Raw genomic sequence first — 24946 nt, forward strand, 5'->3', positions numbered from 1 at the left:
AGGCGGGAATTCCCGCCTTTTTTTTGCCTGCTATTTGGAGACGCCCGCCCTCTGGATTACCGCTGCGATTTATTCACTCTGCAATCGCATCCCTTGTTTATCGTATGAAATGCCCAATCAGAGGAAGTGCCAGGATCTGAGCCAGCTACTCCACGATGCGATCGGCCAGGGTTCCCACCGCCACAACGAAATAGTGGGAGCGATTCCAGTGGCGCAGCACCAGATAGTTGGGATAAGCCAGATAGGCACGCCCTTCCACATCATCGGGGCGAACCAGGGAGGCCTGCATCTCGGCGCGGGGCAAGGCTGTGCCATCGAGCTGCCTCACACCCAGTGCCTGCCACGCCGATAACGGCCTGGACTGTTCCAGCCCGAGCAAGGCAGGATCCAGCGTCTTGGGCACCTTGACCTGACGGCCCCAGGTTTCATCCCCGTGCCAGCCATTCTGATGCAGATAATTGGCTGCCGAACCAAACACATCCGCGAGATTGCCCCACAAATCCTTCTTGCCGTCACCATCCTGATCCACCGCGTATTTGAGGAAGGAAGATGGCATGAACTGCACCTGCCCCATGGCGCCGGCCCAGGAGCCCTTGAAGGCCGCAGGGGTCACATGTCCCTGCTCTATGATATGCAGGGCATCAAACAGCTGCCCTTTGAAAAAGGCCTCACGTCGACCATCCCAGGCCAGCGTGGCCAGTGAAGAAATGAGCGGGAATTTACCGGTCAATTTACCGAAATTGGTTTCGACGCCCCACAAGGCGACAATAAAGCGCGGTTGTACGTCATATTCTGCCCCTATTTTTGTGAGCAGCGGCAAATGCTGACGATATAGGGCCCTGGCCTGATTGACTTTCCACTGCGGGACCGCACGGGGAATATAAGTGTCCAGCGTCACTTTAAATTCCGGCTGGTTTTTATCGTGCTTGATGGCAGGTTCGATGACCCGAATATCGGCAAACGCAGCCGCCACTGTCTCGGCCTTGATACCGGCCGCCAGTGCTTCCTGTTTGAGGCCAATCACGTAACGCTCAAAATCGGGACTGGCCTGCAACTGAGAACTTAACAGTCCCCCCAGTAATAACAGTGCCAGCTGACCCTTCATCAGCGGCTGACCTTTAATTGTGCCTTGTGCTGTTCCAGCAGATTTTCGGGCGGCGGTGGCACCTGCAGGTAGAAGCCCTGACTGCCGAGCGCCTCCATGACCCGGCTGGTCGAGGCAATCCCCAGGGGCTTGGCTGGATCCAGCTTGGTCATCAATACCAGCTCTGGACGACCAAATGTACTCATCAGCACCTCGGGTACGCGGGAGAAATCCTCTCTTCTTTCAACAAAAAGATAGGTCTCGGCTTTTTTACGACTTTTATAGACTGCACATAACATGGAAGTTGATATAATCCGACGGGTTTATTGCCTCTGATGGTGGCAAACTATAACATCAGGAATTGAATAACAATAACGGATTACCGTCTCTGTCTCGGGGAAGATCATGGTTGAGCGCGATAACGAATTGAAAGGGACTACCTTCACTATTTCTGTGTTGCATATCAGCGATGGCAAGCCTGAGCGGATCCGTCAGTTACTGGCGGCAAAAGTCGCCCAGGCGCCTCAGTTTTTTAATTGTGCCCCCCTCGTCATCAATGTGGAACGACTCGCGGATATCCCCGATTTTGGCCAGCTCAAAGGGCTGGTCGAATCAGAGGACTTCGTGCTGGTCGGGATCACGGGCGCCAGGGATGAGGCGATGAAGACGGCAGCCAAGGCCGCGGGGCTGGCGGTAATGGCCTCTGGCAAGAGCCGCAAGGTCGAGCCGCTGCCACTACCGGAACCCACCCCGTCTCCGGTGGCCGAGGTGAAGGCCGCGCCGGCGCCTCTGGTGCCGAGCAAGGTGCACGTGGGCCCCGTGCGTTCCGGCCAACAGCTCTACGCCGCCGGCACCTCGCTGGTGATACTGGGCTCGGTGAGCCAGGGGGCCGAAGTCATCGCCGACGACAGCATACATATTTATGGCGCCCTGCGTGGCAGGGCCATTGCCGGAGCCAAGGGCAACACCCAGGCGCGGATCTATTGCCAGCAATTGCAGGCCGAGCTGCTATCCATCGCAGGCACGTTCCAACTGAGCGATGCACTGCCGGCAGGCCTGATACAACAGCCGGTGCATGTCCGGCTGGATAACGAACAACTCCGAATAGACCATATCAAATAGAGTTACAAGGAAGCGAGAATGGCGCGAATCATAGTCGTTACATCGGGTAAAGGTGGCGTTGGCAAGACCACAACCAGCGCGGCCCTGAGTACAGGTTTGGCTCAGCGTGGCCACAAGACTGTGGTCATCGATTTTGACATCGGTCTGAGAAACCTGGATCTCATCATGGGCTGCGAGCGGCGTGTGGTGTATGACTTCGTCAATGTGATCAACGGTGAGGCCAACCTCAATCAGGCCCTCATCAAGGACAAACGCTGCGAAAATCTGTTCATCCTGCCTGCGTCCCAGACCCGGGACAAGGACGCCCTGACCCATGAAGGGGTCGAGAAAATCCTGGATCAGCTGGCGGAAATGAAGTTTGATTACATCGTCTGCGACTCGCCAGCCGGGATCGAAGCGGGTGCCCTGATGGCGCTCTACTTCGCCGACGAGGCCATCGTCACCACCAACCCGGAAGTCTCTTCCGTGCGTGACTCGGATCGCATCCTTGGCATCCTGGCCTCCAAGTCCCGTCGTGCTGAGCGCGGCGAAGACCCAATCAAGGAACACCTGCTGCTCACCCGCTACTGCCCGACCCGCGTCAACCGTGGCGACATGCTGAGCGTACAGGATGTACAGGATATCCTGGCCATCAAGCTGCTCGGGGTGATCCCGGAGTCCCAGGCTGTGCTGCGCGCCTCCAACTCGGGGGAGCCGGTCATTCTGGACAAGGAGTCCGATGCCGGTCAGGCCTATGAGGATGCCGTTGCCCGCCTGTTGGGCGACACCAAGGATTTTCGTTTTCTGGAAGAAGAAAAGAAGGGCTTCTTTAGCCGACTGTTCGGGAGTTAAACATGTCATTATTGGATTATTTTCGTTCCAACAAGAAACAAAACACCGCACAACTGGCCAAAGAGCGGTTGCAGATCATAGTCGCGCACGAGCGTTCATCCAGAGGAGGGCCGGATTACCTGCCCCAGCTCAAGCAGGACCTGCTGGATGTGATCCGCAAGTATGTGCAGATCGACCCTGACAAGATCACGGTCCAGCTGGACAAGAAGAGTGATGAGCTGTCTGTGCTGGAGCTCAACATCACCTTCGCCGATGACAAAAAGGGATGAGCTGACGCCCCATGCGTGACCCCTTCCCCCAATGAAGACCGGATCCTGTACCAGGATCCGGTTTTTTATTGCCGCAAACAGGGCGGGCCGCACGCCTGATCTCGCCAAGGAAGAGGGGGCCAGCTAGAATACCGCGCCACTGTTCGGCTTCGCCGACGGGGCGTCTCATTTTTATTATCTGGAACGGACGATCTATGTCTTTGAACGATGAAATGCACAGCGTCGAGGAACTGCTCGACACCGCACTCGAACTTTTCATGGAGCTGGCCTCCGACAACTTGCCGGAGCAGGAGATTGCCGTCTTCAACCGGGAGTTCAACAGCCGCGGCCTGCTGGCGGAAACCGATCCGGCCGATGACTGGGAAGCGGACGTGGGATTTGCCGTAAGCGATACCGAGTATGCCGAAATCTGGATCGGGCTTGGTAATGCCGAACAAGAATATGAGCACCTGTTTGCCCGCATGCTGCTCTCCCGCCGTGTTGACGAGAAGTTCTGCCACATCGAATGGTTGCCCCAATAATTCCGGATCCCGATGATCTGCGTCCCCGCTATTATGCCCCCGAGCCGGCACGTCCGGCTCTGGGACGGCGCATGCTGAGCTGGCTCGGCAAGCTGCTGGCGGCAGTCCTGCTCGGCTCCATCGTCTCGGTGGTGCTGCTGCGCTTCATCGATCCCCCCATGTGGACCTGGCGCATCGAACGGGCCCTGTTTCCGCCCGCCAAGATAGCCGTGGTCAAGCATGACTGGGTGCCCATAGATCGTATTTCGCGGGAACTGCAACTGGCGGTGATCGCCGCAGAGGATCAGCGCTTTGCCGACCATAGCGGCTTTGACATGGATGCCATCAGCTCGGCACTCAAGCACAACCAGCGCAGCAAGCGGGTACGTGGCGCCAGCACGCTGAGCCAGCAGACGGCCAAGAATCTCTTCATGTGGAGCGATCGCAGCTTCCTGCGCAAGGGGATCGAGGCCTGGTTTACCCTGCTGATGGAGCTGGGCTGGGACAAATCCCGCATCCTCGAGGTCTATCTCAATATCGTGGAGTTCGGCCCCGGCATCTATGGCGCCGAGGCCGCCGCCAAGCACTATTTTGGCAAATCGGCCGCCCGCTTGACTCGTTACGAGGCTTCTCTGCTGGCTGCCGCCCTGCCCAATCCCTGGCGCTATCGGGTCCAGCCTCCCTCCCCCTATGTTCAGCAACGCTCGGCCTGGATCCGTCGCCAGATGGGTCAACTTGGCCAGGCTACCCTCAACAAGGTATACAAGGACGATTGAGGATCGGGCACAGAGCATGCCCGGATAGCCGTACATCGCCCCTGAGCACATCAGCGTCATCTATCAGGGATCGGGGTCAGCAGGCAATGTCTCTGCCGGCGGGCCCAGATGACCGCCCACCGTGCTCTGGTGCAGCGGCAGATAGTGCCACCACCAGGCCTCCCGTCGTCGCTTGATCTGCTGTCTCCGCACTCGTCGCTTCATGACACCCCTCCAGTGGATCCCCCTTCAACCATACCTTCTACCCGCGCCGTTGGACAGGTGGCGGATCGGTATCCGCACCGGTCTGGCCGCCACCGCCAATACTTGCTACAGTAGCGAACCTCGATGTATCTGGAGTGATTTCATGGAACAACGTACCCCGGATCAGCTGGTCGAATGGGCCTATGATCAGTTTCTTGAGCAGGCCGCAGACATGCTGGCCCCCGAACAAATCGTCGACATCACACTGGAGTTCGAACAGCGTGGCGCCGTCGAGGCGACCCTGCCCAATGGAGACTGGTCAACCGAACTCGGTGTACCGGTCGACATGGAGTCCTGGGTCGAGGTGTGGGTTGGCTTGCTGGACCATCAGGATGAGTTTGAGGTGATCTACGCCACCTTCCTGCTGCCCCGCTTTCTCAACGAGCACGATGTCCATGTGCGCTGGCATCGCCAGCAACAGGCATAAAAAAGGCGCCCTCGGCGCCTTTCTCTTTTCTGGTATGCCCCCGCTCAGGGCTGCGCTGCAATGGCCTTGGCCAGACAGCGGCGACACCAGCAGGCGCTGGCCTCGCTCATGGGCAGAGCAGGCAACTGGCTGCACCAGCACTGTGCGATTGTTGCACCGGCCGACACGGCGCAAAATGCCGGCTCGCCGCAACCAGGGCACGCATGGGTGCTTTTCGAGCCGTCCAGCTCTGCCATCACCGCCAGCTGGGCGTCGCTCTCCATGGCCGACCAGTGACCAATCTCGGTCAGGGTACGGCCACAGCCGAGGCAGAGCCCGCCCTTGGCCTGACAGTGGCCGATACAGGGACTCGGCACTTACTCGCTGTCCACTGCCGAGTCGGTATCTGTGGCAACCAGGGTGATGCAGTTGTCTTCGATGACGATTTTGCCCTGCTTGTAGAGGCCGCCGATGGCCTTCTTGAAGGTGCCCTTGCTCATGTTGAACAGCTTGTAGATCAGCTCGGGTTCGCTCTTGTCACCCACCGCCAGACTGCCACCCTGCTTCATCAGCCGGGTCAGGATCCGGCCACCGGCATCGTCCATCCGATCCATGCCCGGCTTTTGCAGGGTCAAGTCCAGTTTGCCGTCGTCACGTACCTGCTTGACCCAGGCGGTCAGCGGTCGACCCGTCATCACCCGGCCAAATACCTCGTTCTTGAACAGCATGCCGGAATATTCACCGTTGACGATCGCCTTGATGCCAAGCGGCGTATGCTCACCCGGCAGTGCTGTTACCTCGTCACCAGCCTTGAAGGGGGGGTTATCGGTGCGCAGGAACCGCTCCAGCCGGCTGGTGCCTACCATGCGGCCTTCGTTGTCGAGCATCAGATGCACCAGATAGACGTGGCCCACCTGCATCGGCTTGTTCTGCTCACGGGTCGGCACAAACAGATCTTTTTTCATGCCCCAGTCGAGGAAGGCACCGATCTTGTTGGCATTGACCACCTTGAGCCCGACTATGTCGCCCACCATGGCAAACGGCTTGTCGGTGGTGATCACAGGCTCACAGTCGGCATCCAGATAGAGGAAGACCTCCACACCGTCACCTTCAGCCACCCCTTCAGGCAGCTGACGCTTGGGCAGCAGCAGCTCGCCATATTCGTCGGCCGCCAGCCAAGCGCCCCTGTCTTCAAGCTCGATTACGGTGAGGGTGTTCATCTTGCCAATCTGTAACATGCTGATCTCTTCTTTCATTATCCGGATGGTCAATTTTTCATTGCCCGTATGGGCGCGCATGTTACCCCAAGAGCGGCAACAGGGCCTAGCCCCTTGCCCTGCTCCCGCATGATTTTCGAGGCCGTTTTCACGGTTTATGGCGATATAATCGTCATTCGGCCGGTGCTTTACTGCAAATACCCCCACTTTTGGGTAGACTGCGCCGCTGTTCAAATCCAGAGGAACTGTCGATGAATCCATCCACTCGTACCCGTCATCTCAATCAATGGATCCAGACCCACAGTGGGCAGGACATGACCTACCCGGCGCTGCACGGTTTTCTGTGCGCCCGTCTGGTGCGGCCGGATGCCCCTGACTGGCAGGCCCCGCTGGCCGGTCTGTTGCCACATGACACCGAACTGGATGAGAAGAGCAGCGACGCGCTGCACCATCTGATCGCCGAGCTGGAAGCTCAGGCCGACGAGGCCCAGCTGGCCTTGCCAAGCCAGTGCCGCCTCTCTACCGACAGCCCGGAGCAAGTGTTCGAGCAGAGTCACCCCCTCGGTCAGTGGTGCTACGGTTTCAGTCAGGGATTTGCCAGCTGGCCCAAGCCCAAGGATCTGAACGATCCCACCACCCAGTACCGTTTCAGTCTGGCCGCCGAACTCAGCCTGTTTCGCGACAAGCCCATGGCCCAGATGCTGCACGCGGCCGCCGGCAGTGAGCTGCCCTTTATGGAATTTTGCAAACGTCAACGTCAGAACATGAAGACTGCGCTCAACCAGCTGCTGCAGCTGGATGAGTATCAGGGAGTGCCCGGCACTCAGGCCGCCCTCGATAGCGAGCAGGCCGAACAGTGGCAGCAGTGGTTCGAGCTGGCCGATGCTTGCCGCGATCCCCTGGCTCGTCTTGGCTGGTTTGACAAGGTGATTGACGATGCCGAGCCGCTGTTCGATGCCGCTTTCTGGCAGCAGATGGCTGGCCACGGCTGGAGTGCCCACGAGGCACGTCCGCTGCTCGCCGCCAGGGCTGGCCGCGCCGATTGCCTGCTGCGTATCGGCCAGCTGGAGCAGGCTCGCCAGGAATATCTGGCGCTGCTCGACCTGTGCATCGCCGACGAGCTGGGCTGCCGTTATCCTCTTTCCAGTCTCTATGCGCTGCAAGGGGATTGGGCCGCCCTGCGCGCCTTGCTGATGCGCTTCGACGAGGCTTCCAGCTGGCTACTTTACAACAGGGCCTTGATGGTATTTGCCTGTGACGGCCCCGAAGCGGCTCAGCCGCAGCTGGACGCCGCCATCAAGGCCAATGCCCATATTCCGGCCTGTCTGCTGGGCCAGCGCAAACTCCCCAAACAGGAGCCCCAGAGCTGGCAGGCGGGTAGTCGCGATGAAGCAGCGCTCTACACACTGCAGAGCCGCGAGGCTTGGCTCAAGCACAACGCCTTGATCTGGTTGCGTAAAGGCTGAGCAGCCAGTCGTATAAATCAGCTTCGAACAGACCCGGTTGCGGCGTATGACGTGCGCAACCGCACATTTCTCTGGTGCATGTTCAGACAAACGCCCTTGTGTTACGTATCATCAAGGTCAAAGTATCAAGAGAAACTGCACCCGATGCAGCCGTCACAGCAGGATGTCATATGTCAAAAATCATAGAGCTGCTTGCGCACTACCCCCCCTATCAGCTGGTTCACGCCGCCGAGATGGTGCGCGATACCTTTGAGCAGTTTTACCAGCAGCGTTATCAGCTGACGGTGCCCCAATGGCGCCTCATGATGGTGCTCGGCCCCAACTACCCCATCAGCCAGAAAGAGCTGGTGGAGGCGAGCGGGATGGACAAGGTGCGGATCTCCCGCGAAATCCACCGACTGGTGGAGAAGGGGATACTGTTTACCGAGAGCAGCGAACAGGACAAGCGGGTCAGCCTGGTCTCTCTCACCCATGCCGGGCTCACCCTGTTCCAGCAGCTCAAGACCGAAGCGGGCAGCTGGCAGCATACCCTCACCGATTACCTCCCTGCCGAGGCGCGCCAGTCCATTCGTCTGCACCTGCAAAGTGTCAGCGACGCCATCGAACAACTGCACCTGCTGGATAGCGAGCACAAGTCATGAACCTGAACAATTTCGCCACCATGGATGTCAACATGCTGCTGAGCCTGGTCAATATGCAGTTGCGTGATCGTTTTGATGATCTGGACGATCTCTGCAAGGCACAGGATCTCGACCAGGAGGCCCTGGTCGCCAGGCTTGCCAGCGGCGATTTCCACTACCTGCCGGATCAGAAACAGTTCAGATAGGGATCCGGATCACAACCCGGCCAACGGCACTGGCCCCGGCGCTAAAAGCTGATATGGTGATGATGACACCGTGGAATGACACCCAGCGACATGTATGGATACATCAAGCTGTCATACACGGCCGTTAGCCTCTGACCCGTGACACGCCAGCCAAGGACGACCCATGATGATCCTGACCCGACAGACCACCCTGATCACCCTCTGCGCCATTCTCATGATCAGTTTGTTTTCCCCCAGCCTGCCTGACAGCGCCGAGCAGTGGCTCAGCACCCTGTTGCTGGGCTCTCTGGTTGCCGTGTGCCTGATGGTGGGCAGCGGCTGTCGTCACTTCATTCAGGATTGACCCGCCCCGACTGGCCACTGTCGTTATACCTGCACAGAAACAACAACGCAGCCCAAGGGCTGCGTTGTTTTGTTTGGTACAGCATGGCCAGTCTCTTGATCAGAGTGCCAGGGTTTCCAGCTGGCCTTTGGCCTGCTCAATGCCTTTGGCTTGCGCATCCGGACCCATGCCCATGCCTTCGGCGTAGATGAAGTCCACGTCCTTGATGCCGATGAAACCCAGCACGGTACGCATGTAGGGGGTCACCAGATCGGTGGCGCTGCCGACGTGCATGCCGCCACGGGGGCTGATCACCAGGGCGCGGGTGTTTTCCACCAGACCGACCGGACCTGTCTCTGTGTAACGGAAGGTCACGCCGGCACGGGCAATCAGGTCAATCCAGTTTTTCAGCTGTGTCGGAATATTGAAGTTGTACATGGGGGCGGCAATCACCACCAGATCGCTCGCCTTGAGTTCGGCGATCAGCTCGTCGGATTGTGCCATGACGGCCAGCTGACGTTCGTTCAGGTTGTCACCACCGCGCAGACCCGAGGCCAGCTCGCCGTCCAGCACCGGCAGGTTCAGGGTCGCCAGATCACGCACCGTGACTGTGTCGGACTGGTGGTCAGCCAGGAAGCCGTCTATCAGAGCGTTGGATTGGGAATATTGGCCCAGGATGCTGGACTTTAGTACGAGGATATTGGCCATGGTGAAACTCCATTTGGTTGTCGGTTGAACAGCTTGGCTGTCGATGGAGGTCACTCTAAACATTGAGCTTCTCTGCGGATAGCGAAAATAGATGCTCAACTTATTCAAAAATTTTGACCTTAGTTCATTCTATCGCCAACGGCCCCATGGCCAACCGCCCAATGCTTGGCAGAACAAACGATTGCCGTTATGATCCGCCGCACTTTTTTCCAGCGACCCGGATCCCATGGCACCCTCGCGCAGGCACTCTCCTTTTGCCGGTGCAGTCTGGATGATGGTGGCAGGCCTCTGCTTTGCCGCCGTCAACAGTCTGAGCCAATATGTCAGCTTCAAGCTCGGCCTCCCCTCGACCCAGGTTGCCTTTCATCAATACCTGATCGCCCTGGTATGTCTGCTGCCCTGGCTGGTGCGCCACGGCCTGCGTCAATCCCTGATGACCAACCAATTGCGTCTGCACCTGCTGCGAGTCGCCCTGGCCGTGGTCGGCATCCAGTTCTGGCTGTGGGCGCTGGCGGTGCCAGTGCCCATCTGGCAGGGGATAGCGCTCTTGATGACCTCCCCTTTGTTCGCAACCCTGGGTTCTGCCCTGCTGCTCAAGGAGCAGGTGAGCCGGGCCCGCATTCTGGCAACCCTGGCGGGCTTTGTCGGCGCCATGGTGATCCTGGCCCCCTGGACCGATGATTTCAGCTGGGCCTCGCTGCTGCCGGTGGCGGCCGCCCTGTTCTGGGCCGGTTACTCCCTGCTGGTGCGCTATCAGGCGGCAAGCGAGTCATCCCACACCATAGTGGTCTATCTGCTCATCTTCAGTACCCCCTTCAACGCCATGTTGGCCCTGCCGGAGTGGCAGTGGCCGAGCGAAACCCAGTGGCTGCTGGTGGCGGTGTCAGGGGTACTGTCGGCACTGGCACAGATGTCCATCGCCCGCGCCTACAGCGTGGCCGAGGCTTCGTTCGTACAACCCTTTGATTTTGCCAAGCTGCCCATGAACGTGCTGGCAGGCTGGCTGGTGTTTGGCTGGGCGCCCCCCGGCCGATTGTGGCTCGGCGCTGCCATCATCATTGGCGCCATCACGCTGCTTACCCATCTGGAGCAGCGCGCCCATCAATCTGTTTCCTGAGGTACGCCATGCGTGCCTCTTTTTTTGCCTGCTATTGCTGCCAATAGCGACAGCGACATTGTGACCATCGACATCAGGAGAGATCGTATGTTTGGAACCGCCACCCGCCCCAGCGCCACCCGCGCCCTGCTGCTTGGCTCGGGAGAACTCGGCAAGGAAGTCGCCATCGAGTTGCAACGGTTCGGGATCGAGGTGATCGCCGCCGACCGTTACCCCAATGCCCCCGCCATGCAGGTGGCGCACAAAGCCCACGTGCTGGACATGCTCGATGGCAATGCTCTGCGCGCCCTGGTCACCTTGGTCAAACCCGATCTCATCATTCCTGAAATCGAGGCCATCGCCACCGATACCCTGGCACAGCTTGAACAAGAGGGGGTCAAGGTAGTGCCGAACGCCCGCGCCACCCAGCTCACCATGAATCGGGAAGGGATCCGCCGCCTCGCCGCCGAAGAGTTGGATCTGCCCACCTCCCCCTACCGTTTTGCCCAGAGCAAAGAGGCGTTCATCGCCGCCGTCGAAGCCATCGGCCTGCCCTGCGTGGTAAAACCCGTGATGAGTTCGTCGGGCAAGGGTCAGAGCGTGCTGCGGGACCTCGCCAAGGTGGACGAGAGCTGGACCTACGCCCAGGAGGGTGGCCGCGCCGGTCGTGGCAAGGTGATTGTCGAAGGCTTCGTCCCCTTCGAGTACGAGATCACCCTGCTCACGGTGCGGGCCGTCGATGGCATTCATTTTTGCGACCCCATAGGCCACCGCCAGGAAGATGGCGACTACCGCGAATCCTGGCAGCCACAGGCGATGAGCACCCTGGCGCTGGCCCGCTCCAAGGAGGTCGCCGCCAAGGTGGTCGAGGCGCTTGGCGGTTATGGCCTGTTCGGGGTCGAGCTCTTCATCAGGGGCGACGAGGTGTGGTTCAGCGAAGTCTCTCCCCGCCCCCACGACACCGGCATGGTGACCCTGATCTCTCAGGATCTCTCCGAATTTGCCCTCCATGTGCGCGCCATCCTGGGGCTGCCGGTCGGCACCATCACCCAGTATGGGCCGAGCGCTTCGGCCGTGGTGCTGCGGGATGGTCACAGTCAGGACATCCGCTATCAGGGCATTGGGGAGGCGCTGGCCTTGGTATCGGGCGCCCAGCTGCGGTTGTTTGGCAAGCCCGAGATCGCCGGTCGCCGCCGGCTCGGGGTCGCCCTGGCCCGTGGGCAGCAGTGTGAAGAGGCGGTGGAAAAAGCCAAGGCGGTCGCCGCCCGGGTCGAGGTGATTTATTGACCAAAACCGGTTGCTGACGTGATCAGGCGCAAGGGGCATGGCAATGCCCCTTTTGCATTTGCCCGTCAGGCTTATAATCCCCCTTCAAATTTGTCAGGAGTACAAGATGTTAGCTGCCGTGATCTTCGATATGGATGGTGTTCTGATCGACTCGGAACCCTTTTGGCAACGGGCCCAGATGGCCGTGTTCTCCGGGCTGGGTCATCCCCACAGCGAGGAGGATTGCAACTCCACCATAGGCGTGCGCATCGACCAGCTGGTGGCGCACTGGTATCGGCTGCGCCCCTGGGTGGGCCCCAGCCAGGAAGAGGTGATGCAACGCATCCTGGATCAGGTCATTGCCCTGATCCTGAGTGAAGGCCAACCCAAGGAGGGAGTGCTGGAGGCGCTGGCACTGATGGAGGCACAAGGGCTCAAGATTGGGCTGGCGACCTCCTCGCCCTTCACCATGGTCGAGGCGGTGCTCGGCAAGCTCGGCATTCGCGATCGCTTTCTGGCGGTGCACTCCGCCGAGGTGGAGCGCTTCGGTAAACCGCATCCGGACGTTTACATACACGCGGCGGAAAAACTCGGGGTAGAACCGGTACACTGTCTGGCCATTGAAGACAGCTTCACCGGCCTGCTGGCGGCCAAGGCGGCTTCCATGAAGGCGCTCATAGTACCGGACCCGGCATTGGTCGGCGATCCCCGTCTGGCCATTGCCGATCACCAGCTCAGATCCCTCGGTGAGTTGAATGCCGCCACGCTGGCCAGCTGGGCGGCATAGACTCCCGCAGACAACAATGGTGCTAAAGGAGCCAGAACGCCGTATCCCCCTGACCACTGTCATAAACGTGCGCTTGCTCGCGGTTAACTCCCTCCCGGCCAACTAGAATCAGGGAAGATAGGCGCCCCGAGGGCCCGAGGAGGTCACCATGATCGAGTACACCAGCAAGCGCATCGTCTGCCCCCACTGTGGCCACCATACCCGGGTCGAGCTGGATGCCAGCCAGGGGGATCAGGAGTTCTACGAAGATTGCATGGCCTGTTGCAACCCTATCCACCTGCGGCTGCATCTGGACGAAGCCCGTGACTGCCTGCAACTGTTTGTGGATGCAGACGACGAGCAGATGTTCTGATTGCTAGTCATCAAAATTCGAGCAATCAAAAGGGCCTGCAATGCAGGCCCTTTTCCATGGCATGTCGGAAACTTTCGCCCAGATCAGCCCAACTGTCGCGCAGCCAGTACCCGCTCCACCGTATCGACGATGGCCTGGGTTTGGGGATCGATCTCGATATTGGTGTGCCAACCGGCTTTGACCCAACCCAGGTTGGTACGAGCCAGGGTCTCCGGGATCAGATTGACGCAAAATTCACTCTCTCGCACCTCACCCACTGTCAGGCTGATGCCGTCGATGCCGATGTAGCCTTTGGTCAACACGTACTTCATGAGCGTGGGGGCAAGGCGATACCACACCTGACGATTGTTGGGGGTGTCTATGACCGAGATCACTTCCGCCGTGCCCATGATATGACCAGACATGGTATGACCGCCGATCTCGTCACCAAAGCGGGCAGCCCGCTCCACGTTGACCTTGTCCCCCGCCTGCAGCGTGCCAAGGTTGGTCAGGCGCAGGGTTTCCTGGATCAGATCGAAGCTGACCAGATCGCCTTCCACCCGGGTGACCGTCAGGCAGCAGCCGTTATGGGCCACGGAGGCCCCCAACGCCAATCCCTCGCCCCAGGCCAGACTTGGCATGCGGATCACGTGGGTGCGAAAGTTGGGAAGCGCTTTGATGGCCACCAGTTCGGCGGTCCCCTGCACTATGCCGGTGAACATGTCTCTTCTCCTGCTACGAAAAAAGGCAGGTTAACCCCGGCCCGCCACCCAGACAAGCACGCCTGCTGACAAGCTTGCCCCCGATCGCTATAGTGACGGCGTTCACATTCGGGTTAATGAGGAAGAAATAATGCAAGTATATCAATGTTGTGAGGCCATTCGCATCGCCTATAACCAGATTGGCTCAGGTGAGCAGGGTTATGTGCCGCAGGCCATAGCGGCGACCATCAGAGCCCTCAATGCTGTGGCCTCCGACGAGCGGGTGCCGGCCGAACTGCGCCAGGAAGCCGCCTATGCCGCCGCCAATCTGCTGATCAGCGATCATCAGGACGCCTGAGCCGGGCAGAAAGCCTGCCGCCAACCGTTTCGCGGCGGGCGACTTTCAGGCTAGAATGGCACCCCCGCATTTTGTCTCCTCCCGGTGAGGGGGCAAAAGTCCATCTTGTTATCCGTTCTTGCTCTTTTTATCTGATCCACTCGGAGGTGTCAGTGCAACGTTATTGGTCCGAGGCGAGGCAGCTCGTTAGTTTAGCCAGCCCCATTCTGGTCGCCCAAGTGGCCCAGATCGCCATGAACTTTGTCGATACCGTGATGGCGGGGCAAGTCAGCGCCGTGGATCTGGCGGCCGTGTCGGTCGCCACCAGCTTCTGGTTGCCGATCATCTTGCTGGTGCAGGGCATCATAATGGCGCTCACCCCCATCGTCTCCCAGCTCAACGGGGCTCGCAAACGGGACGAGATCCGCCCGGCCGTGCATCAGGGCTTCTGGCTGGCGCTCATGGTCACTCCCATCGCCATGATAGCGCTCTATTTCAGCCCGCTGACCCTGCAATTCATGGACGTGGACGCCGTCATGGCCACCAAGACTGCCGGCTATCTGCATGCCATCTTGTGGGGGCTGCCCGCCTTCGTGCTGTTCCAGGTGCTGCGCAACTTCAGTGAGGGACTCTCCCACACCATGCCCACCATGGTGATAGGTTTCGTCGGGCTGGCGGTCAATATTCCCGCCAACTACATCTTCATCCACGGCCATTTGGGCATGCCAAAACTCGGCGGTGTCGGTTGTGGGGTGGCCACCGCCATCGTGCTGTGGGCCATGCTGCTGGCGATGATCATCTATGTGAAACTCTCCCCTCACTTCACGAAGATCAACCTGTTTGCCCAGCTAGCACGCCCCAATGGCAGCCGGATCTGGCGCCTGTTCCGACTCGGCTTTCCCATTGCCATGGCCATCTTCTGCGAGGTGACCCTGTTTACCGTGGTGGCCCTGATGCTGGCCCCGTTCGGAGCAGAGACGGTAGCAAGCCACCAGATAGCGCTGAACTTCTCCAGCCTGGTGTTCATGCTGCCGCTCTCCATTGGTGTGGGGGTGACTATCCGGGTCGGCCACAGCATAGGGGAAGGCTTGCCGGACCACGCCCGGGTCGCGGCCCGTACCGGCCTCATGCTGGGCATGGCGGTCGCGGCCTGCACCGCCGCCCTGACAGTACTGCTGCGTGAACAGATAGCGACCATCTACACAGATGACATGCAGGTGATCACGCTGGCGGCTACCTTGCTGTTCTTCGCCGCCATCTATCAGGTCTCCGACTCGGTACAGGTGGTAGCGGCCGCGGCGCTGCGTGGATACAAGGACACCAAGGCGATTTTCTACGTCACCATAGTCGCCTACTGGGGTCTGGGCCTGCCCACCGGCATGCTGCTGGGACTGACCGACTGGGTCGTTCCTCGCATGGGGCCGCAGGGCTTCTGGGTCGGTTTTATCGTCGGCCTGACCGGCGCAGCCCTGATGCTGGGGGCCCGTCTCAAGGTGATCTATGGCCGTTTCGGCGCCCATCCGTAACGGACTGATCTGGCTGTGGGGGATGCAGCTGGCAGGCTGTACCCCCACCATAGAGGATCAATTTGCCACCTATCAAACCAGGGTGGCCCATGTACTGAGTCTCCCGTCCACTCCCTCTCCCGTCATTACGCTGGTGCCCTTCCCCGCCCAGCGGGAACTGCAGCGTCCGCTGCCAGATCTGCGCATTGGCCTGCTCGATATATTGCCCCTCAACCAGTGTGGCCTCGGCACCCTGGTGGCCGAACGCAACGGCCCTGTCGGGCGCAGCACGGACAACTTCAGCCAGCTGGCCTATGAGTGGCAACTGGTGCAGGGGCTGGCGCGCTGCAAGACACAGGACCCCGAGGTAGCACAGTGGCTGACCAGCCTTCGACAACAAAAAACGGCCATGTTGCCGGATCGCTTCTGGAATGCGCTGGTCAGCACCCCGGAGCTGCGCCGGGTACTGACCCCCAGACGAACCCCCTTGTCGCTGACCAGTACTCTGCAGGAGACCCGCCAGGCACTGGGTCAGTTGCAGCGCTGGCAAGAGGCGGTGGCCCGTCCCGACCATGTGACGGCATCCCTGCCTCCGTTGACGGATGCGCTGGAGAGCCTCTACCGATCGGATGCCCTGCCCCGGCTGCTCTATTCACTGCCGCTGGCCACGGCCTGGCTCAATCAGATCAGTGCACAACTGGAGCCCTTGCCCATCACCACACTCTGCCCGGCCACGGATCCACAGCGACAAGATCGTCTGCGGGGTGCAATGACGCACTACTATGCCAGGGGGCTGCAACCCTGGCTGGCTCAGCTTGATCGTCAGTTCCGCCAGATTTCCCCTTCCCTGGCCGCCCTGTTTGACAATGCATCCCCGCCAGCCCTGCAGGCATGGCAGACAAGCTACGCCAGCGGGCTGGAGAGCCGCGTCTGGCTGGATTTTCGCGCCGCCACAGTGCGCCATGCCAAGGCCTGGCAAGGGGTCTTTTTGCGCTGTGAAGCACCCGGCGGCAAGCCCCCCCCTGCTACCCAAGTCCGGATAGGGTGTGCCTGTAAAATCAACAGGCTGCGCAAGAACTCGGCAAACGGTCTCCTTTGTGCATACCGCCTGTTGACAGCCTTTGGGGGCATGGGTAGTATGCCGACCACGTCAGCAGTGCTGGTGTCATGAAGCGGTCATTACCGATTCTTGCAGTGGGTTTATAGCTCAGTTGGTTAGAGCACTACCTTGACATGGTAGGGGTCGTTGGTTCGAATCCAATTAAACCCACCACTTTTTCTGTGATGCGTCCTTAGCTCAGCTGGTTAGAGCACCACCTTGACATGGTGGGGGTCGGTGGTTCGAATCCACTAGGACGCACCATCACAGAATACCGAGTATGCGTCCTTAGCTCAGCTGGTTAGAGCATCACCTTGACATGGTGGGGGTCGGTGGTTCGAATCCACTAGGACGCACCATAATAGATTGCAGATTTATGGGTTTATAACTCGGCAGGTTGGAACACTATATTGACATGGCACAGGCGATGTCGTTGGTTCGAACCAGTTTGAGTGCAGATGTGGGTTTATAGCTCAGTTGGTTAGAGCACTACCTTGACATGGTAGGGGTCGTTGGTTCGAATCCAATTAAACCCACCACTCCCCTGCAAAAAGAAGTCGCATTGCGCACCCTGCGTCCTTAGCTCAGCTGGTTAGAGCATCACCTTGACATGGTGGGGGTCGGTGGTTCGAATCCACTAGGACGCACCAGATTAAAAAAGCCCGCTCCATGAGCGGGCTTTTTGCATGTCAGGGCCACCTGCATCGCTACGGGATCAAAAGGCCGGGCCCGTGCGCCCTCCCCTTGATGCTGTACTGAATAAGCCGCCTCACTACCCAGCTTGCTGGCCTCTCTGCTTCCCCTTCGTTACCCTGTCACAACACACTGTCTGATGGGACTAGAACAGATCCAGCTGCTGGCCGCAGATCCGCTCGAATGACTCGCCGATAAACGGCAGTATGGCATCCGCTATAGGTCTGATCTGCTTGTCGATGTAGTGCTCGTAGTCGATGGCGCTACGCCTGTATTCCAGCGGCTCAGGCCCATTGAGGGTCATCAGATAGGAAATCGTGCCCCTGTGCTGGTAGCGCTGGGGCTGACCGCGGCGCAGGTTCTCTTCATCGGCCAGTCGCGCCGCCCGTACATGGGGCGGGACGTTCTTCTGGTACTCCTCCAGCTTCTGGCGCAGCCGTTTGCGGTAGATGAGCAGATCATCGTGCAAGCCGGCCCGGGTCTCATCCACCATGGTGCGCACATAGCCGCTGGGATCTTCATCGTGAAACACCAGCTCATAGAGCCGGGTCTGGAACTGTTTGGCCAGCATGGTCCAGTCGGTGCGCACCGACTCGAGCCCCTTGAACACCAGTTGTTCCGTCCCCTCGCTCGCCTTGCCAACCAGACCGGCATACCGCTTCTTGCTGCCCTTCTCCAGCCCGCGAATGGTCGGCATCAGAAAGCGGCGGTAGTGGGTCTCGTACTGGATCTCCAGATGACTGGGCAGGTCGAACTCGCGCTTGATCAGTGCCGTCCAGTTGTCGTTGATCATCCGCGCCAAGCCATGACCAATCTCATCGGCCTGCTGCGAGCTTGTCTCCCTGGCCAGGTGGACGAAAGTGGAGTCAGTGTCGCCGTAGATCACCTCGAAACCTTGCGCCTCAATCCACTCCCGGGTCTGTTGCATAATGCTGTGACCGCGCAGGGTGATGGAAGAAGCAAGCCTGGGGTCGTAGAAACGGCACCCCCCAGAGCCCAGCACGCCGTAGAAGGAGTTCATGATGATCTTGATGGCCTGGGAAAGCGCCTTGTTGCTGGCCGCCTTGGCCCTGTCCCGCGCCGCCCACAGGGTGGCGATGAGATCCGGCAGAAAGTGGCGAGTGCGGGAGAAGAGGGCGCCGCGAAAGCCGGGGATCGCCTCATCCGGATGCTGCAACCCCTCCACCAGCCCCATGGGATCAATACAGAAAGTGCGGATGATGCTGGGATAGAGACTCTTGAAATCGAGTACCAACACATGGCGATAGAGACCGGGTTTGGAGTCCATCACATAGCCGCCGGGGCTTGCCAGCCCGCCGTCGGCAGGCAGATTGGGGGCCACATAGCCGCCGCGATGAAGCCGCGGCAGATAGAGGTTGGTAAACGCCGCCACAGAGCCACCGACCCGGTCGAGCTCAAGACCAGTGAGGGAGGCCCGCTCGATGGCAAAGGGAATGAGGTGGCAGTAATCGAAGATCTCCCATACCAGCCTGCAATCTTCCAGGTTGTAGCGGGCCAGCGCCTCCTTGTCGGAATGGAACAGCTCGGTGATCTTCTCCCCCCGATTGGCCACATCCTCGATATCCTTGCCGCGGCCGAGCAGCTCGCTTGCTACAGCATCCAGGCTGTAACTGGCAAACTGCCAGGTGGCGCTTTTCAGGGTATCGATGCCGTCGAGCACCATGCGCCCCGGTATGATGACGTTGCCGGTCTGGGGATCGTTGCGTGATGAGCGCCAGAAACAGAGCTCCCGCCCCCGCCCGAGCCGCAGCCGCCGCTTGTTGAGCTCGGCGCGGCGCAGCAGCAGCCGAAAGTCAAAATTCACCACGTTCCAGCCGATCACCAGGTCTGGATCATGCTGGCTGAACCACTGCTCCAGCGCCCCGAGCAAGGCATTCTCGTCCGCCACCCACTCCAGGGTTGTGCTCCACTCATCCGCGCCGACCTCGGGGGAGCCTATCATGATGACGCGGGCATCCTGCTCGCTGTAGAGTCCCACCGAGAAGAGGGCCCCGTCCATGGCACACTCCACATCCAGAGATACCCAGGAGAGCGTCGGCGTCACCGCCTGCGGCGCACAGCGCGCCTCGTTCACCTCCCAGTAACCGTGCTTGCCCCCCTTGCGCGCCGTTTTGCCGCCAAAGCGGACTCCGGCTGTGATGAAGCGCTCCATCAGAAACCGCTCCGGCAGCCGGATATCCGCCTCGAAGTGCTCCAGCCCGCGGATCAGCAACAACTCGATGGCGCGGTGAAAAGCGCTCAAGGTGGAGAAATAGCAAGCCACCACGGCACGCCCATCGAAGGTGTGCATGGGCAGGCGCCGAAACCGCCCGCTCACTCCTGAGCCCTTGAACAGCTCGGCCGCCTCCTGCATGTGGCTCTGTGGCAGGAAGAACACAGGCTCCTGCCCGGGCACCACCAGCCGTACCGGCCCTTGCTCGCTCCAGAGCCACATCACTATCTCTGTGCGTCCGCGCACGTCCCGACCATGGCGGGTCAGGATGAAGCCGTCCAGGGGCGCGGTTGCAGGAGAGGTCGTCATCACGGTGGGCTGGGTCGCAATCATTCAGGATAAAGGGGCCGGTTTTGGGATGGGAGTATTGTACGTTCATACAGTGCTTGCCCGCAATCGTCATGCCAGGCTGCACCGCAAGGCTCATGCTGGTAAGCTCGAAGACGCGCACGCGTGGGCGAGCGTGCTGTCACTGGCATACCTGCTTGCACCGGTTCACCCCATACAAGGAATCCATAGTGGCACTCTATTCCCTGCTGGATCGGCTGGCCATTCCCTACCAGCGATTCGATCACCCTCCCGTCTTTACCTGTGAGGAGGCGAGTCGGCTGTTGCCTGACTTGCCCGCCGCCAGGACCAAGAACCTGTTCTTACGCGATTCCAAAAGCGAGCGGCTGTTTCTGGTGGTCACGCCACAGGAAAGCCGAGTCGATCTCAAGGCGCTGGCTGCCAAGCTTGGAGTCAAGCGACTGAGCTTTGGCTCCCCGGAGCGGTTGCATGCCGCGCTCGGTCTAACCCCGGGTGCCGTCACCCTGCTCGCCATGGTGCGTGATACGGAGCAGGCGGTGGAACTGGTGGTGGATGAGCAAGTCTGGCAGGCCGAGCAGGTGCAGTGCCATCCGCTGGTCAATACCGCCACCCTGCTCATCAGGCTGGACGATGTACGCCGCCTGCTGACCCATCTGGGCCGAAAAGCCACCGTCATGATCCTGCCAGTACTGGCTGAGTGACGGGCAGCGGATCAGGGGCTGCTTTTCCCCACATACGCGTCAGCGGCTGCCAGGGCGGCCGCGTCGCAGTGATGCATGGCTGGATGCTTAAGCCATTGATAATGGGTTGGATTCATGCTGTGATCCAGCACTGCCAGCTATCGACCTCATAGGTCGGGACGCGGTTAACAGGTGGAAGAGCCCTGAGAGACCCTTGATGCATAATCTGTTTTCCTCCGCACAATTGCTGAGTCTGGTACTGTTTGTCACGCTGTCCCATGTCGGGGTCGCAGTCATTTTTGCCTATGTGTGGCATACCCAGCGCCGCATCAGGGGCCTGCTCTACTGGTCTGCCAGCGAACTGGCCATCGCCGCTTCGTTCTGCGGCCTGCTGCTCCGGCCGCTCGAGGGGGATATCTCCCTTGCCAACATACTGCTGACCAACCTGCTGCTGCTTGCCGCGCCCCTGCTGTATGAGCGGGGCTTGCGCCACTTCTTTCGACGCGAGGCAGACCAGCTTGGCTGGCTCTGCCCTGCCATAGCGCTCATCGGATTTGTGCTGTTTGCCCTGACCGCCAGCCTGCGCCCCCTGTCTGACGTACACAGCCGGATCATGGTCCTCTCCGCCGTGCTCTCCCTGCAATTCGCGGTACTGATCTGGCAGCTCTGGCGTTATCAACGTCTGGCCCCCCTCTATCGGGTATTGCGCTTTGCCATACTGCTGCTCGGTCTGCAGTTGCTGCTGCAGCTGCTCCGGATAGCCAAGCACCTCTGGCAGCCGGAACTCAACGCCAGTACCTTTACCGACCCCTTGCTCGGCCCCGTGATCCTGCTCAGCCTGCTCTTTACCATAGCCCGCAGCTATCTGTTGCTCAGCCTTGTTCATACCCGCCAGCAACAGGCACTATTGGCGACCCAGCGCGAGCTGGAGCGGCGGGCCAATCAGGATGAGCTGACCGGTCTGCTGAGCCGCCACTATTTTCAGCAACTGTTGCAGGCGCAAGTCAGTGCAGGGGCCAACCCCTGTCAGCTGTTGCTGATCGACCTGGATGACTTCAAGCAGATCAATGACCAGCACGGTCATCCCGCCGGGGATGCCATGTTGCGACTGGTAGGTCAGGTGATACGCACTACCCTGCCACGGCAGGGGATAGCGGGGCGACTGGGGGGAGATGAGCTGGTTATTTTCTTGATGGAAAATCCGCAAACGCTGCCACATTACTGCCACACCCTGCAGCAACGGATCGCCCAGGCCACCTCGCAGCTCGCTGGCGGTCCCATCAGCATGAGCATAGGCCTGACGTCGCTGCAGCCAGGAGAGCGCTTCGAGCAGGCATACCCCAGAGCGGACAGGGCGCTTTATGCGGCCAAGCAAGGGGGTCGGCAACGAACCTGCGTACAGGAGTCCCACCACAGCGAGCCGCAACTGCTACAACCCCTGGTCACTGGCTCGTGAGCAGGCTGTCGACCATAAAGTGCCGCCCGGCGCAACCTGACGATGTCCCCGCCTATCGCCGCTATGTGACCGAGTGCGGCGAAGCCGGTCTGCCGCTCTATCAGGTGGCGCAATTTGACCCTGACGGCTGGCTGCAAAGCCTGCTCGATCACGCAGAGGGCCGTCATCTGCCCATGGGGTATCTGCCCACCACTACCTACTTTGCACTTGAGGAGGGGGAGATACTCGGTACACTGCGGCTACGCCACGGTGACAACCCGGCCACGGCGCAATGGCTTGGCCACATAGGTTATGATACCCGCCCCTCCCGCCGCGGTGAGGGCGTTGCCCGCACCCTGCTGCGCTGGTTGCAACAACATGTATTGACCGGCCCCGTCCTCATCAGCTGCGACGAAACGAATACAACCTCCCTCAAGATCATTGAAGCTGCCAACGGACAGTGGCTGGATCGTCGCTACCATGCAGGGGATGACTGCTGGGTACGGTTTTACCGCCTCCCGCCCCTGCGTTGAGCCGCCAGCCAGATGCCGCGTCAAACGGCAGCCATAAACAACATGAGCGCCCGAAGGCGCTCATGTTGTGACTGATGACGTGATGATGAGTGGCGATCAGTAGCTGTCTTCCTGCTCGGCGTTCATTCGGGCCAGACGGGCATGGGCTTCCTCTTCGGCACTCTCGATCTCGTGCAGCACGGAATCGATATCGATGGCCTCTGTGCTCTCCTCGAACAGGCCGGTCAACTCGCTCTCCGGGGTCAGCTTGCCATCTTCGAACAGGGCCCACATCTCCTTGGCGTAACGGGTATTGAGCAGCTCGGGGGCATACATGCCGTAATAGTTGCGCATGTTGTTGACGTCCCGCTCCAGCATCGCCTTGGCCTGGTTGTTGGCGGCGGCATCCACCACCTGGGGCAGGTCTATGATGACGGGGCCCTGGGCATCCACCAGCACGTTGAACTCGGAAAGATCCCCGTGGATAAGGCCTGCGCAGAGCATGCGCACCACATAGCGGATCACCTTGTCGTGATCGATGACAGCCTGCTCGGGTGAGAGTGCCACGTCATTGAGACGGGGGGCCACATTGCCATCCTCGTCGGTGATAAGCTCCATCAAGAGCACACCGTCGAGACAGACATAGGGCTGCGGAACCCGCACGCCAGCTGCCGCCAGCTTGAACAGGGCATCCACTTCTGTGTTCTGCCACACCTCTTCGTGCTGTTTGCGACCGTACTTGGAGCCTTTCTCCATGGCGCGGGCGCTGCGACTGTTACGCACCTTGCGCCCTTCCTGATACACCACTGCCTGCTTGAAGCTGCGCTTGGACGCCTCTTTATAGACCTTGGCGCAGCGTATCTCGTCGCCGCAGCGCACCACATAGACGTCGGCCTCTTTGCCGCTCATCAGCCGGCTGATGACGTCATCGACCAGGCCGTCATCAACCAGAGGTTGGATTCGATTTGGAATTTTCATGGCCGCCCTTTTACCCTATTTGCGCCTCAGAAGATAGCCCCTATGAGGCCAGCTTGCATATCCCTGTTCCTTGACACCTTTCGATGCCCCATTTGCCGCTGTTTTACTCACCAAACTGCTTAAAGGACAAGCGCTTGTCACCGCTGTCATCTCAGGTCGCCAACCAGTGTCTTTCCCTTCATGGTTCGGGTGGCAGACCGCTGCGGATCCGCTTAATCCCCTCTTCGTAGAGACCATCCTCCCCTTCTTGATGTTCCTGGGTTTCGAAGATCTTGAGAAACCACATGTACTGCTCTGGATACTGGCTCAGCTGCTGCTCCACCATGCGGTTCATGGCATTGACGTCGGCGGTCAAATCGTCCGTGGGATATGGATCAAACGGGGGTTCAATCTCAAGCCGGTAGCACTCTTCATCCTCGTCATAGCAGGCGAGGATGGGCACAGCACGGGCACCGGTCAGCTTCACCAGCTTGGGCAGGGCTGGCAGAGTCGCCTTGGGGTGACCGAAGAAAGGGATGAAGATGCTCTTCTCACGACCATGATCCTGATCCGGCAGATAGAAGAAGTTGTAGCCGCTGCGGATGGCCTTGATGGCCGGTTTGATGCCGACACTGCGCTCATACACCTTGCCGGCTTTGGATCGCTCGCGGTTGATATACCAGTCAAACACCTGATCTTTCGGGCTCTTCATCATGGTACAGAGCGCAAGCCCCTCATCGGTCAGGTAGCGGCCAATCATGTCCACCGCCCAGGTGTGAGGCACGACCAGTATCATGGTGCGCCCGGCGGCCAGCTCCGCCTCTATATGCTCCCAGCCCCGTACCTTGATGCGGCTTTTGAGATGCGCGGAGCTGCGCAGGGTCAGCTCGCCAAAGCCCATGAATGCCTTGAGACCGGTCCGGATCGCCTTGAGCAGCAGCGCCTTACGGCCCGCTTCATCCAGCTTGGGAAAACAGATCTTGAGATTGGTCTCGGCAATGTAGGCCTGCTTTTTGGAAAGTCGCAGCAAAGCCGGGGCCACGGCATTGGCAAAACGCCCGCGCACGCCGTGAGGCACCCATGCCAGCAGACACAAAAAGCCAAGCGCCAGCCAACTGCCCCACCAGCGCGGATGGAGCAGACGGGCATGAAATGAGGTATCAAAAACCGGATCGTGTGAAGACATCGCCGCCATCAAGTCATAGAAAATAAACGGTTATTTTAATTATCCTGAC

The 24946-nt window shown here is 59.7% G+C and carries 30 protein-coding genes and 5 tRNA genes; 25 read left to right on the forward strand and 10 right to left on the reverse strand.

Annotated elements, in window-relative coordinates:
• Positions 1 to 145 precede the first annotated feature (145 nt).
• Positions 146 to 1105 carry a lytic murein transglycosylase gene (locus tag AACX78_RS13100; protein ID WP_159166455.1) on the reverse strand — a complete coding sequence of 320 codons (960 nt, stop codon included), beginning with the start codon at positions 1103 to 1105 and terminating at the stop codon, positions 146 to 148.
• Positions 1105 to 1383 (reverse strand): YcgL domain-containing protein, encoded by a 279-nt coding sequence (locus tag AACX78_RS13105; RefSeq protein ID WP_059167725.1) that lies wholly within the window; start codon positions 1381 to 1383, stop codon positions 1105 to 1107. The genes AACX78_RS13100 and AACX78_RS13105 overlap by 1 nt, the downstream gene beginning before the upstream one ends.
• Before the next feature lie 106 nt (positions 1384 to 1489).
• Here AACX78_RS13105 and minC point away from each other — a divergent pair, with 106 nt between their 5' ends.
• From minC to mtgA, 5 genes are all read left to right on the forward strand, one after another.
• A complete protein-coding gene (minC, locus tag AACX78_RS13110) occupies positions 1490 to 2206 on the forward strand; it encodes a septum site-determining protein MinC (RefSeq protein WP_159166456.1) in 717 nt (238 codons plus the stop codon).
• Positions 2207 to 2224: 18 nt separating this feature from the next.
• Positions 2225 to 3037 carry a septum site-determining protein MinD gene (gene minD, locus AACX78_RS13115; RefSeq protein WP_005311266.1) on the forward strand — a complete coding sequence of 271 codons (813 nt, stop codon included), beginning with the start codon at positions 2225 to 2227 and terminating at the stop codon, positions 3035 to 3037.
• Between the two features lie 2 nt (positions 3038 to 3039).
• On the forward strand, positions 3040 to 3306 hold the full coding sequence (gene minE / locus AACX78_RS13120) for a cell division topological specificity factor MinE (RefSeq protein WP_005311265.1): 267 nt from the start codon (positions 3040 to 3042) through the stop codon (positions 3304 to 3306).
• 194 nt (positions 3307 to 3500) lie between these two features.
• On the forward strand, positions 3501 to 3827 hold the full coding sequence (locus tag AACX78_RS13125; RefSeq protein ID WP_005311263.1) for an HI1450 family dsDNA-mimic protein: 327 nt from the start codon (positions 3501 to 3503) through the stop codon (positions 3825 to 3827).
• Positions 3812 to 4582: a monofunctional biosynthetic peptidoglycan transglycosylase gene (gene mtgA / locus AACX78_RS13130; RefSeq protein WP_192896124.1), complete on the forward strand. Its 771-nt coding sequence runs from the start codon at positions 3812 to 3814 to the stop codon at positions 4580 to 4582. Before AACX78_RS13125 ends, mtgA begins: the two co-directional genes overlap by 16 nt.
• A 63-nt stretch (positions 4583 to 4645) precedes the next feature.
• Here the strand turns inward: mtgA and AACX78_RS13135 are convergent, their stop codons facing one another.
• On the reverse strand, positions 4646 to 4786 hold the full coding sequence (locus AACX78_RS13135; protein ID WP_162829730.1) for a hypothetical protein: 141 nt from the start codon (positions 4784 to 4786) through the stop codon (positions 4646 to 4648).
• 142 nt (positions 4787 to 4928) lie between these two features.
• Between AACX78_RS13135 and AACX78_RS13140 the strand changes: the two genes are divergently transcribed.
• Positions 4929 to 5252 carry an HI1450 family dsDNA-mimic protein gene (locus AACX78_RS13140; RefSeq protein WP_005311259.1) on the forward strand — a complete coding sequence of 108 codons (324 nt, stop codon included), beginning with the start codon at positions 4929 to 4931 and terminating at the stop codon, positions 5250 to 5252.
• Positions 5253 to 5296: 44 nt separating this feature from the next.
• On the opposite strand, the gene AACX78_RS13145 is transcribed toward AACX78_RS13140, so the two are convergent.
• Together AACX78_RS13145 and AACX78_RS13150 are read right to left on the reverse strand one after the other, a co-directional pair.
• Positions 5297 to 5608, reverse strand: coding sequence for a DUF1289 domain-containing protein (locus AACX78_RS13145; protein WP_159166458.1), 312 nt, complete (start codon positions 5606 to 5608; stop codon positions 5297 to 5299).
• The gene (locus AACX78_RS13150) at positions 5609 to 6487 is read right to left on the reverse strand and encodes a CvfB family protein (protein ID WP_005311254.1); all 879 of its coding nucleotides are present in this window, start codon (positions 6485 to 6487) and stop codon (positions 5609 to 5611) included.
• A 212-nt stretch (positions 6488 to 6699) separates the two neighbouring features.
• Between AACX78_RS13150 and AACX78_RS13155 the strand changes: the two genes are divergently transcribed.
• The 4 genes from AACX78_RS13155 (at position 6700) to AACX78_RS13170 (ending at position 9083) form a co-directional block, all read left to right on the forward strand.
• Positions 6700 to 7914 (forward strand): UPF0149 family protein, encoded by a 1215-nt coding sequence (locus tag AACX78_RS13155; protein WP_159166460.1) that lies wholly within the window; start codon positions 6700 to 6702, stop codon positions 7912 to 7914.
• Positions 7915 to 8084: 170 nt separating this feature from the next.
• Positions 8085 to 8555, forward strand: a complete 471-nt coding sequence (locus AACX78_RS13160) for a MarR family winged helix-turn-helix transcriptional regulator (protein WP_005311250.1) — start codon at positions 8085 to 8087, stop codon at positions 8553 to 8555.
• Positions 8552 to 8740: a DUF4250 domain-containing protein gene (locus AACX78_RS13165; RefSeq protein ID WP_058393964.1), complete on the forward strand. Its 189-nt coding sequence runs from the start codon at positions 8552 to 8554 to the stop codon at positions 8738 to 8740. The genes AACX78_RS13160 and AACX78_RS13165 overlap by 4 nt, the downstream gene beginning before the upstream one ends.
• A 163-nt stretch (positions 8741 to 8903) precedes the next feature.
• Positions 8904 to 9083, forward strand: a complete 180-nt coding sequence (locus tag AACX78_RS13170) for a hypothetical protein (protein WP_005311246.1) — start codon at positions 8904 to 8906, stop codon at positions 9081 to 9083.
• 99 nt (positions 9084 to 9182) lie between these two features.
• Here the strand turns inward: AACX78_RS13170 and AACX78_RS13175 are convergent, their stop codons facing one another.
• Positions 9183 to 9770, reverse strand: coding sequence for an FMN-dependent NADH-azoreductase (locus AACX78_RS13175; RefSeq protein ID WP_201302850.1), 588 nt, complete (start codon positions 9768 to 9770; stop codon positions 9183 to 9185).
• Between the two features lie 226 nt (positions 9771 to 9996).
• Between AACX78_RS13175 and AACX78_RS13180 the strand changes: the two genes are divergently transcribed.
• The 4 genes from AACX78_RS13180 to AACX78_RS13195 all read left to right on the forward strand — a co-directional run bounded on the left by AACX78_RS13180 (position 9997) and on the right by AACX78_RS13195 (position 13271).
• Positions 9997 to 10887 (forward strand): DMT family transporter, encoded by an 891-nt coding sequence (locus AACX78_RS13180; RefSeq protein ID WP_042871757.1) that lies wholly within the window; start codon positions 9997 to 9999, stop codon positions 10885 to 10887.
• 87 nt (positions 10888 to 10974) lie between these two features.
• Positions 10975 to 12153 carry a formate-dependent phosphoribosylglycinamide formyltransferase gene (gene purT / locus AACX78_RS13185; protein ID WP_159166462.1) on the forward strand — a complete coding sequence of 393 codons (1179 nt, stop codon included), beginning with the start codon at positions 10975 to 10977 and terminating at the stop codon, positions 12151 to 12153.
• 106 nt (positions 12154 to 12259) lie between these two features.
• On the forward strand, positions 12260 to 12919 hold the full coding sequence (gene hxpB / locus AACX78_RS13190) for a hexitol phosphatase HxpB (RefSeq protein ID WP_159166463.1): 660 nt from the start codon (positions 12260 to 12262) through the stop codon (positions 12917 to 12919).
• A gap of 148 nt (positions 12920 to 13067) precedes the next feature.
• Complete coding sequence (locus tag AACX78_RS13195) at positions 13068 to 13271, forward strand: CPXCG motif-containing cysteine-rich protein (RefSeq protein ID WP_017412080.1); 204 nt, start codon at positions 13068 to 13070, stop codon at positions 13269 to 13271.
• 83 nt (positions 13272 to 13354) lie between these two features.
• Here AACX78_RS13195 and AACX78_RS13200 read toward each other — a convergent pair whose 3' ends face one another.
• Positions 13355 to 13972, reverse strand: coding sequence for a riboflavin synthase (locus AACX78_RS13200; protein WP_005311235.1), 618 nt, complete (start codon positions 13970 to 13972; stop codon positions 13355 to 13357).
• 130 nt (positions 13973 to 14102) lie between these two features.
• Between AACX78_RS13200 and AACX78_RS13205 the strand changes: the two genes are divergently transcribed.
• From AACX78_RS13205 to AACX78_RS13240, 8 genes are all read left to right on the forward strand, one after another.
• Positions 14103 to 14309 (forward strand): YaeP family protein, encoded by a 207-nt coding sequence (locus tag AACX78_RS13205; RefSeq protein ID WP_005311233.1) that lies wholly within the window; start codon positions 14103 to 14105, stop codon positions 14307 to 14309.
• 152 nt (positions 14310 to 14461) lie between these two features.
• Positions 14462 to 15814, forward strand: a complete 1353-nt coding sequence (locus AACX78_RS13210) for an MATE family efflux transporter (RefSeq protein WP_159166464.1) — start codon at positions 14462 to 14464, stop codon at positions 15812 to 15814.
• Positions 15789 to 16964: a DUF3080 family protein gene (locus AACX78_RS13215; RefSeq protein WP_236556331.1), complete on the forward strand. Its 1176-nt coding sequence runs from the start codon at positions 15789 to 15791 to the stop codon at positions 16962 to 16964. The genes AACX78_RS13210 and AACX78_RS13215 overlap by 26 nt, the downstream gene beginning before the upstream one ends.
• A gap of 25 nt (positions 16965 to 16989) precedes the next feature.
• Positions 16990 to 17066 (forward strand) — tRNA-Val (locus tag AACX78_RS13220).
• Between the two features lie 13 nt (positions 17067 to 17079).
• Positions 17080 to 17156, forward strand: a tRNA-Val gene (locus AACX78_RS13225).
• A gap of 18 nt (positions 17157 to 17174) precedes the next feature.
• A tRNA-Val gene (locus AACX78_RS13230) sits at positions 17175 to 17251 on the forward strand.
• A gap of 103 nt (positions 17252 to 17354) precedes the next feature.
• Positions 17355 to 17431 (forward strand) — tRNA-Val (locus AACX78_RS13235).
• 34 nt (positions 17432 to 17465) lie between these two features.
• A tRNA-Val gene (locus AACX78_RS13240) sits at positions 17466 to 17542 on the forward strand.
• A gap of 188 nt (positions 17543 to 17730) precedes the next feature.
• On the opposite strand, the gene AACX78_RS13245 is transcribed toward AACX78_RS13240, so the two are convergent.
• Positions 17731 to 20151 (reverse strand): DNA polymerase II, encoded by a 2421-nt coding sequence (locus AACX78_RS13245; RefSeq protein WP_201302851.1) that lies wholly within the window; start codon positions 20149 to 20151, stop codon positions 17731 to 17733.
• A 185-nt stretch (positions 20152 to 20336) separates the two neighbouring features.
• Between AACX78_RS13245 and AACX78_RS13250 the strand changes: the two genes are divergently transcribed.
• From AACX78_RS13250 to AACX78_RS13260, 3 genes are all read left to right on the forward strand, one after another.
• Positions 20337 to 20828: a prolyl-tRNA synthetase associated domain-containing protein gene (locus AACX78_RS13250; protein WP_159166465.1), complete on the forward strand. Its 492-nt coding sequence runs from the start codon at positions 20337 to 20339 to the stop codon at positions 20826 to 20828.
• Positions 20829 to 21024: 196 nt separating this feature from the next.
• The gene (locus tag AACX78_RS13255; protein WP_159166466.1) at positions 21025 to 22263 is read left to right on the forward strand and encodes a GGDEF domain-containing protein; all 1239 of its coding nucleotides are present in this window, start codon (positions 21025 to 21027) and stop codon (positions 22261 to 22263) included.
• Positions 22260 to 22775, forward strand: coding sequence for a GNAT family N-acetyltransferase (locus AACX78_RS13260; RefSeq protein ID WP_159166467.1), 516 nt, complete (start codon positions 22260 to 22262; stop codon positions 22773 to 22775). The genes AACX78_RS13255 and AACX78_RS13260 overlap by 4 nt, the downstream gene beginning before the upstream one ends.
• A 96-nt stretch (positions 22776 to 22871) precedes the next feature.
• On the opposite strand, the gene AACX78_RS13265 is transcribed toward AACX78_RS13260, so the two are convergent.
• Together AACX78_RS13265 and AACX78_RS13270 are read right to left on the reverse strand one after the other, a co-directional pair.
• Complete coding sequence (locus tag AACX78_RS13265) at positions 22872 to 23732, reverse strand: PA4780 family RIO1-like protein kinase (RefSeq protein ID WP_021139282.1); 861 nt, start codon at positions 23730 to 23732, stop codon at positions 22872 to 22874.
• Positions 23733 to 23910: 178 nt separating this feature from the next.
• Positions 23911 to 24906 (reverse strand): LpxL/LpxP family acyltransferase, encoded by a 996-nt coding sequence (locus tag AACX78_RS13270; RefSeq protein ID WP_201302852.1) that lies wholly within the window; start codon positions 24904 to 24906, stop codon positions 23911 to 23913.
• Positions 24907 to 24946: the final 40 nt, after the last annotated feature.

Source organism: Aeromonas sp. 9A (assembly GCF_963900955.1).
In the GTDB taxonomy this organism is placed as follows: Bacteria; Pseudomonadota; Gammaproteobacteria; order Enterobacterales; family Aeromonadaceae; genus Aeromonas; species Aeromonas salmonicida.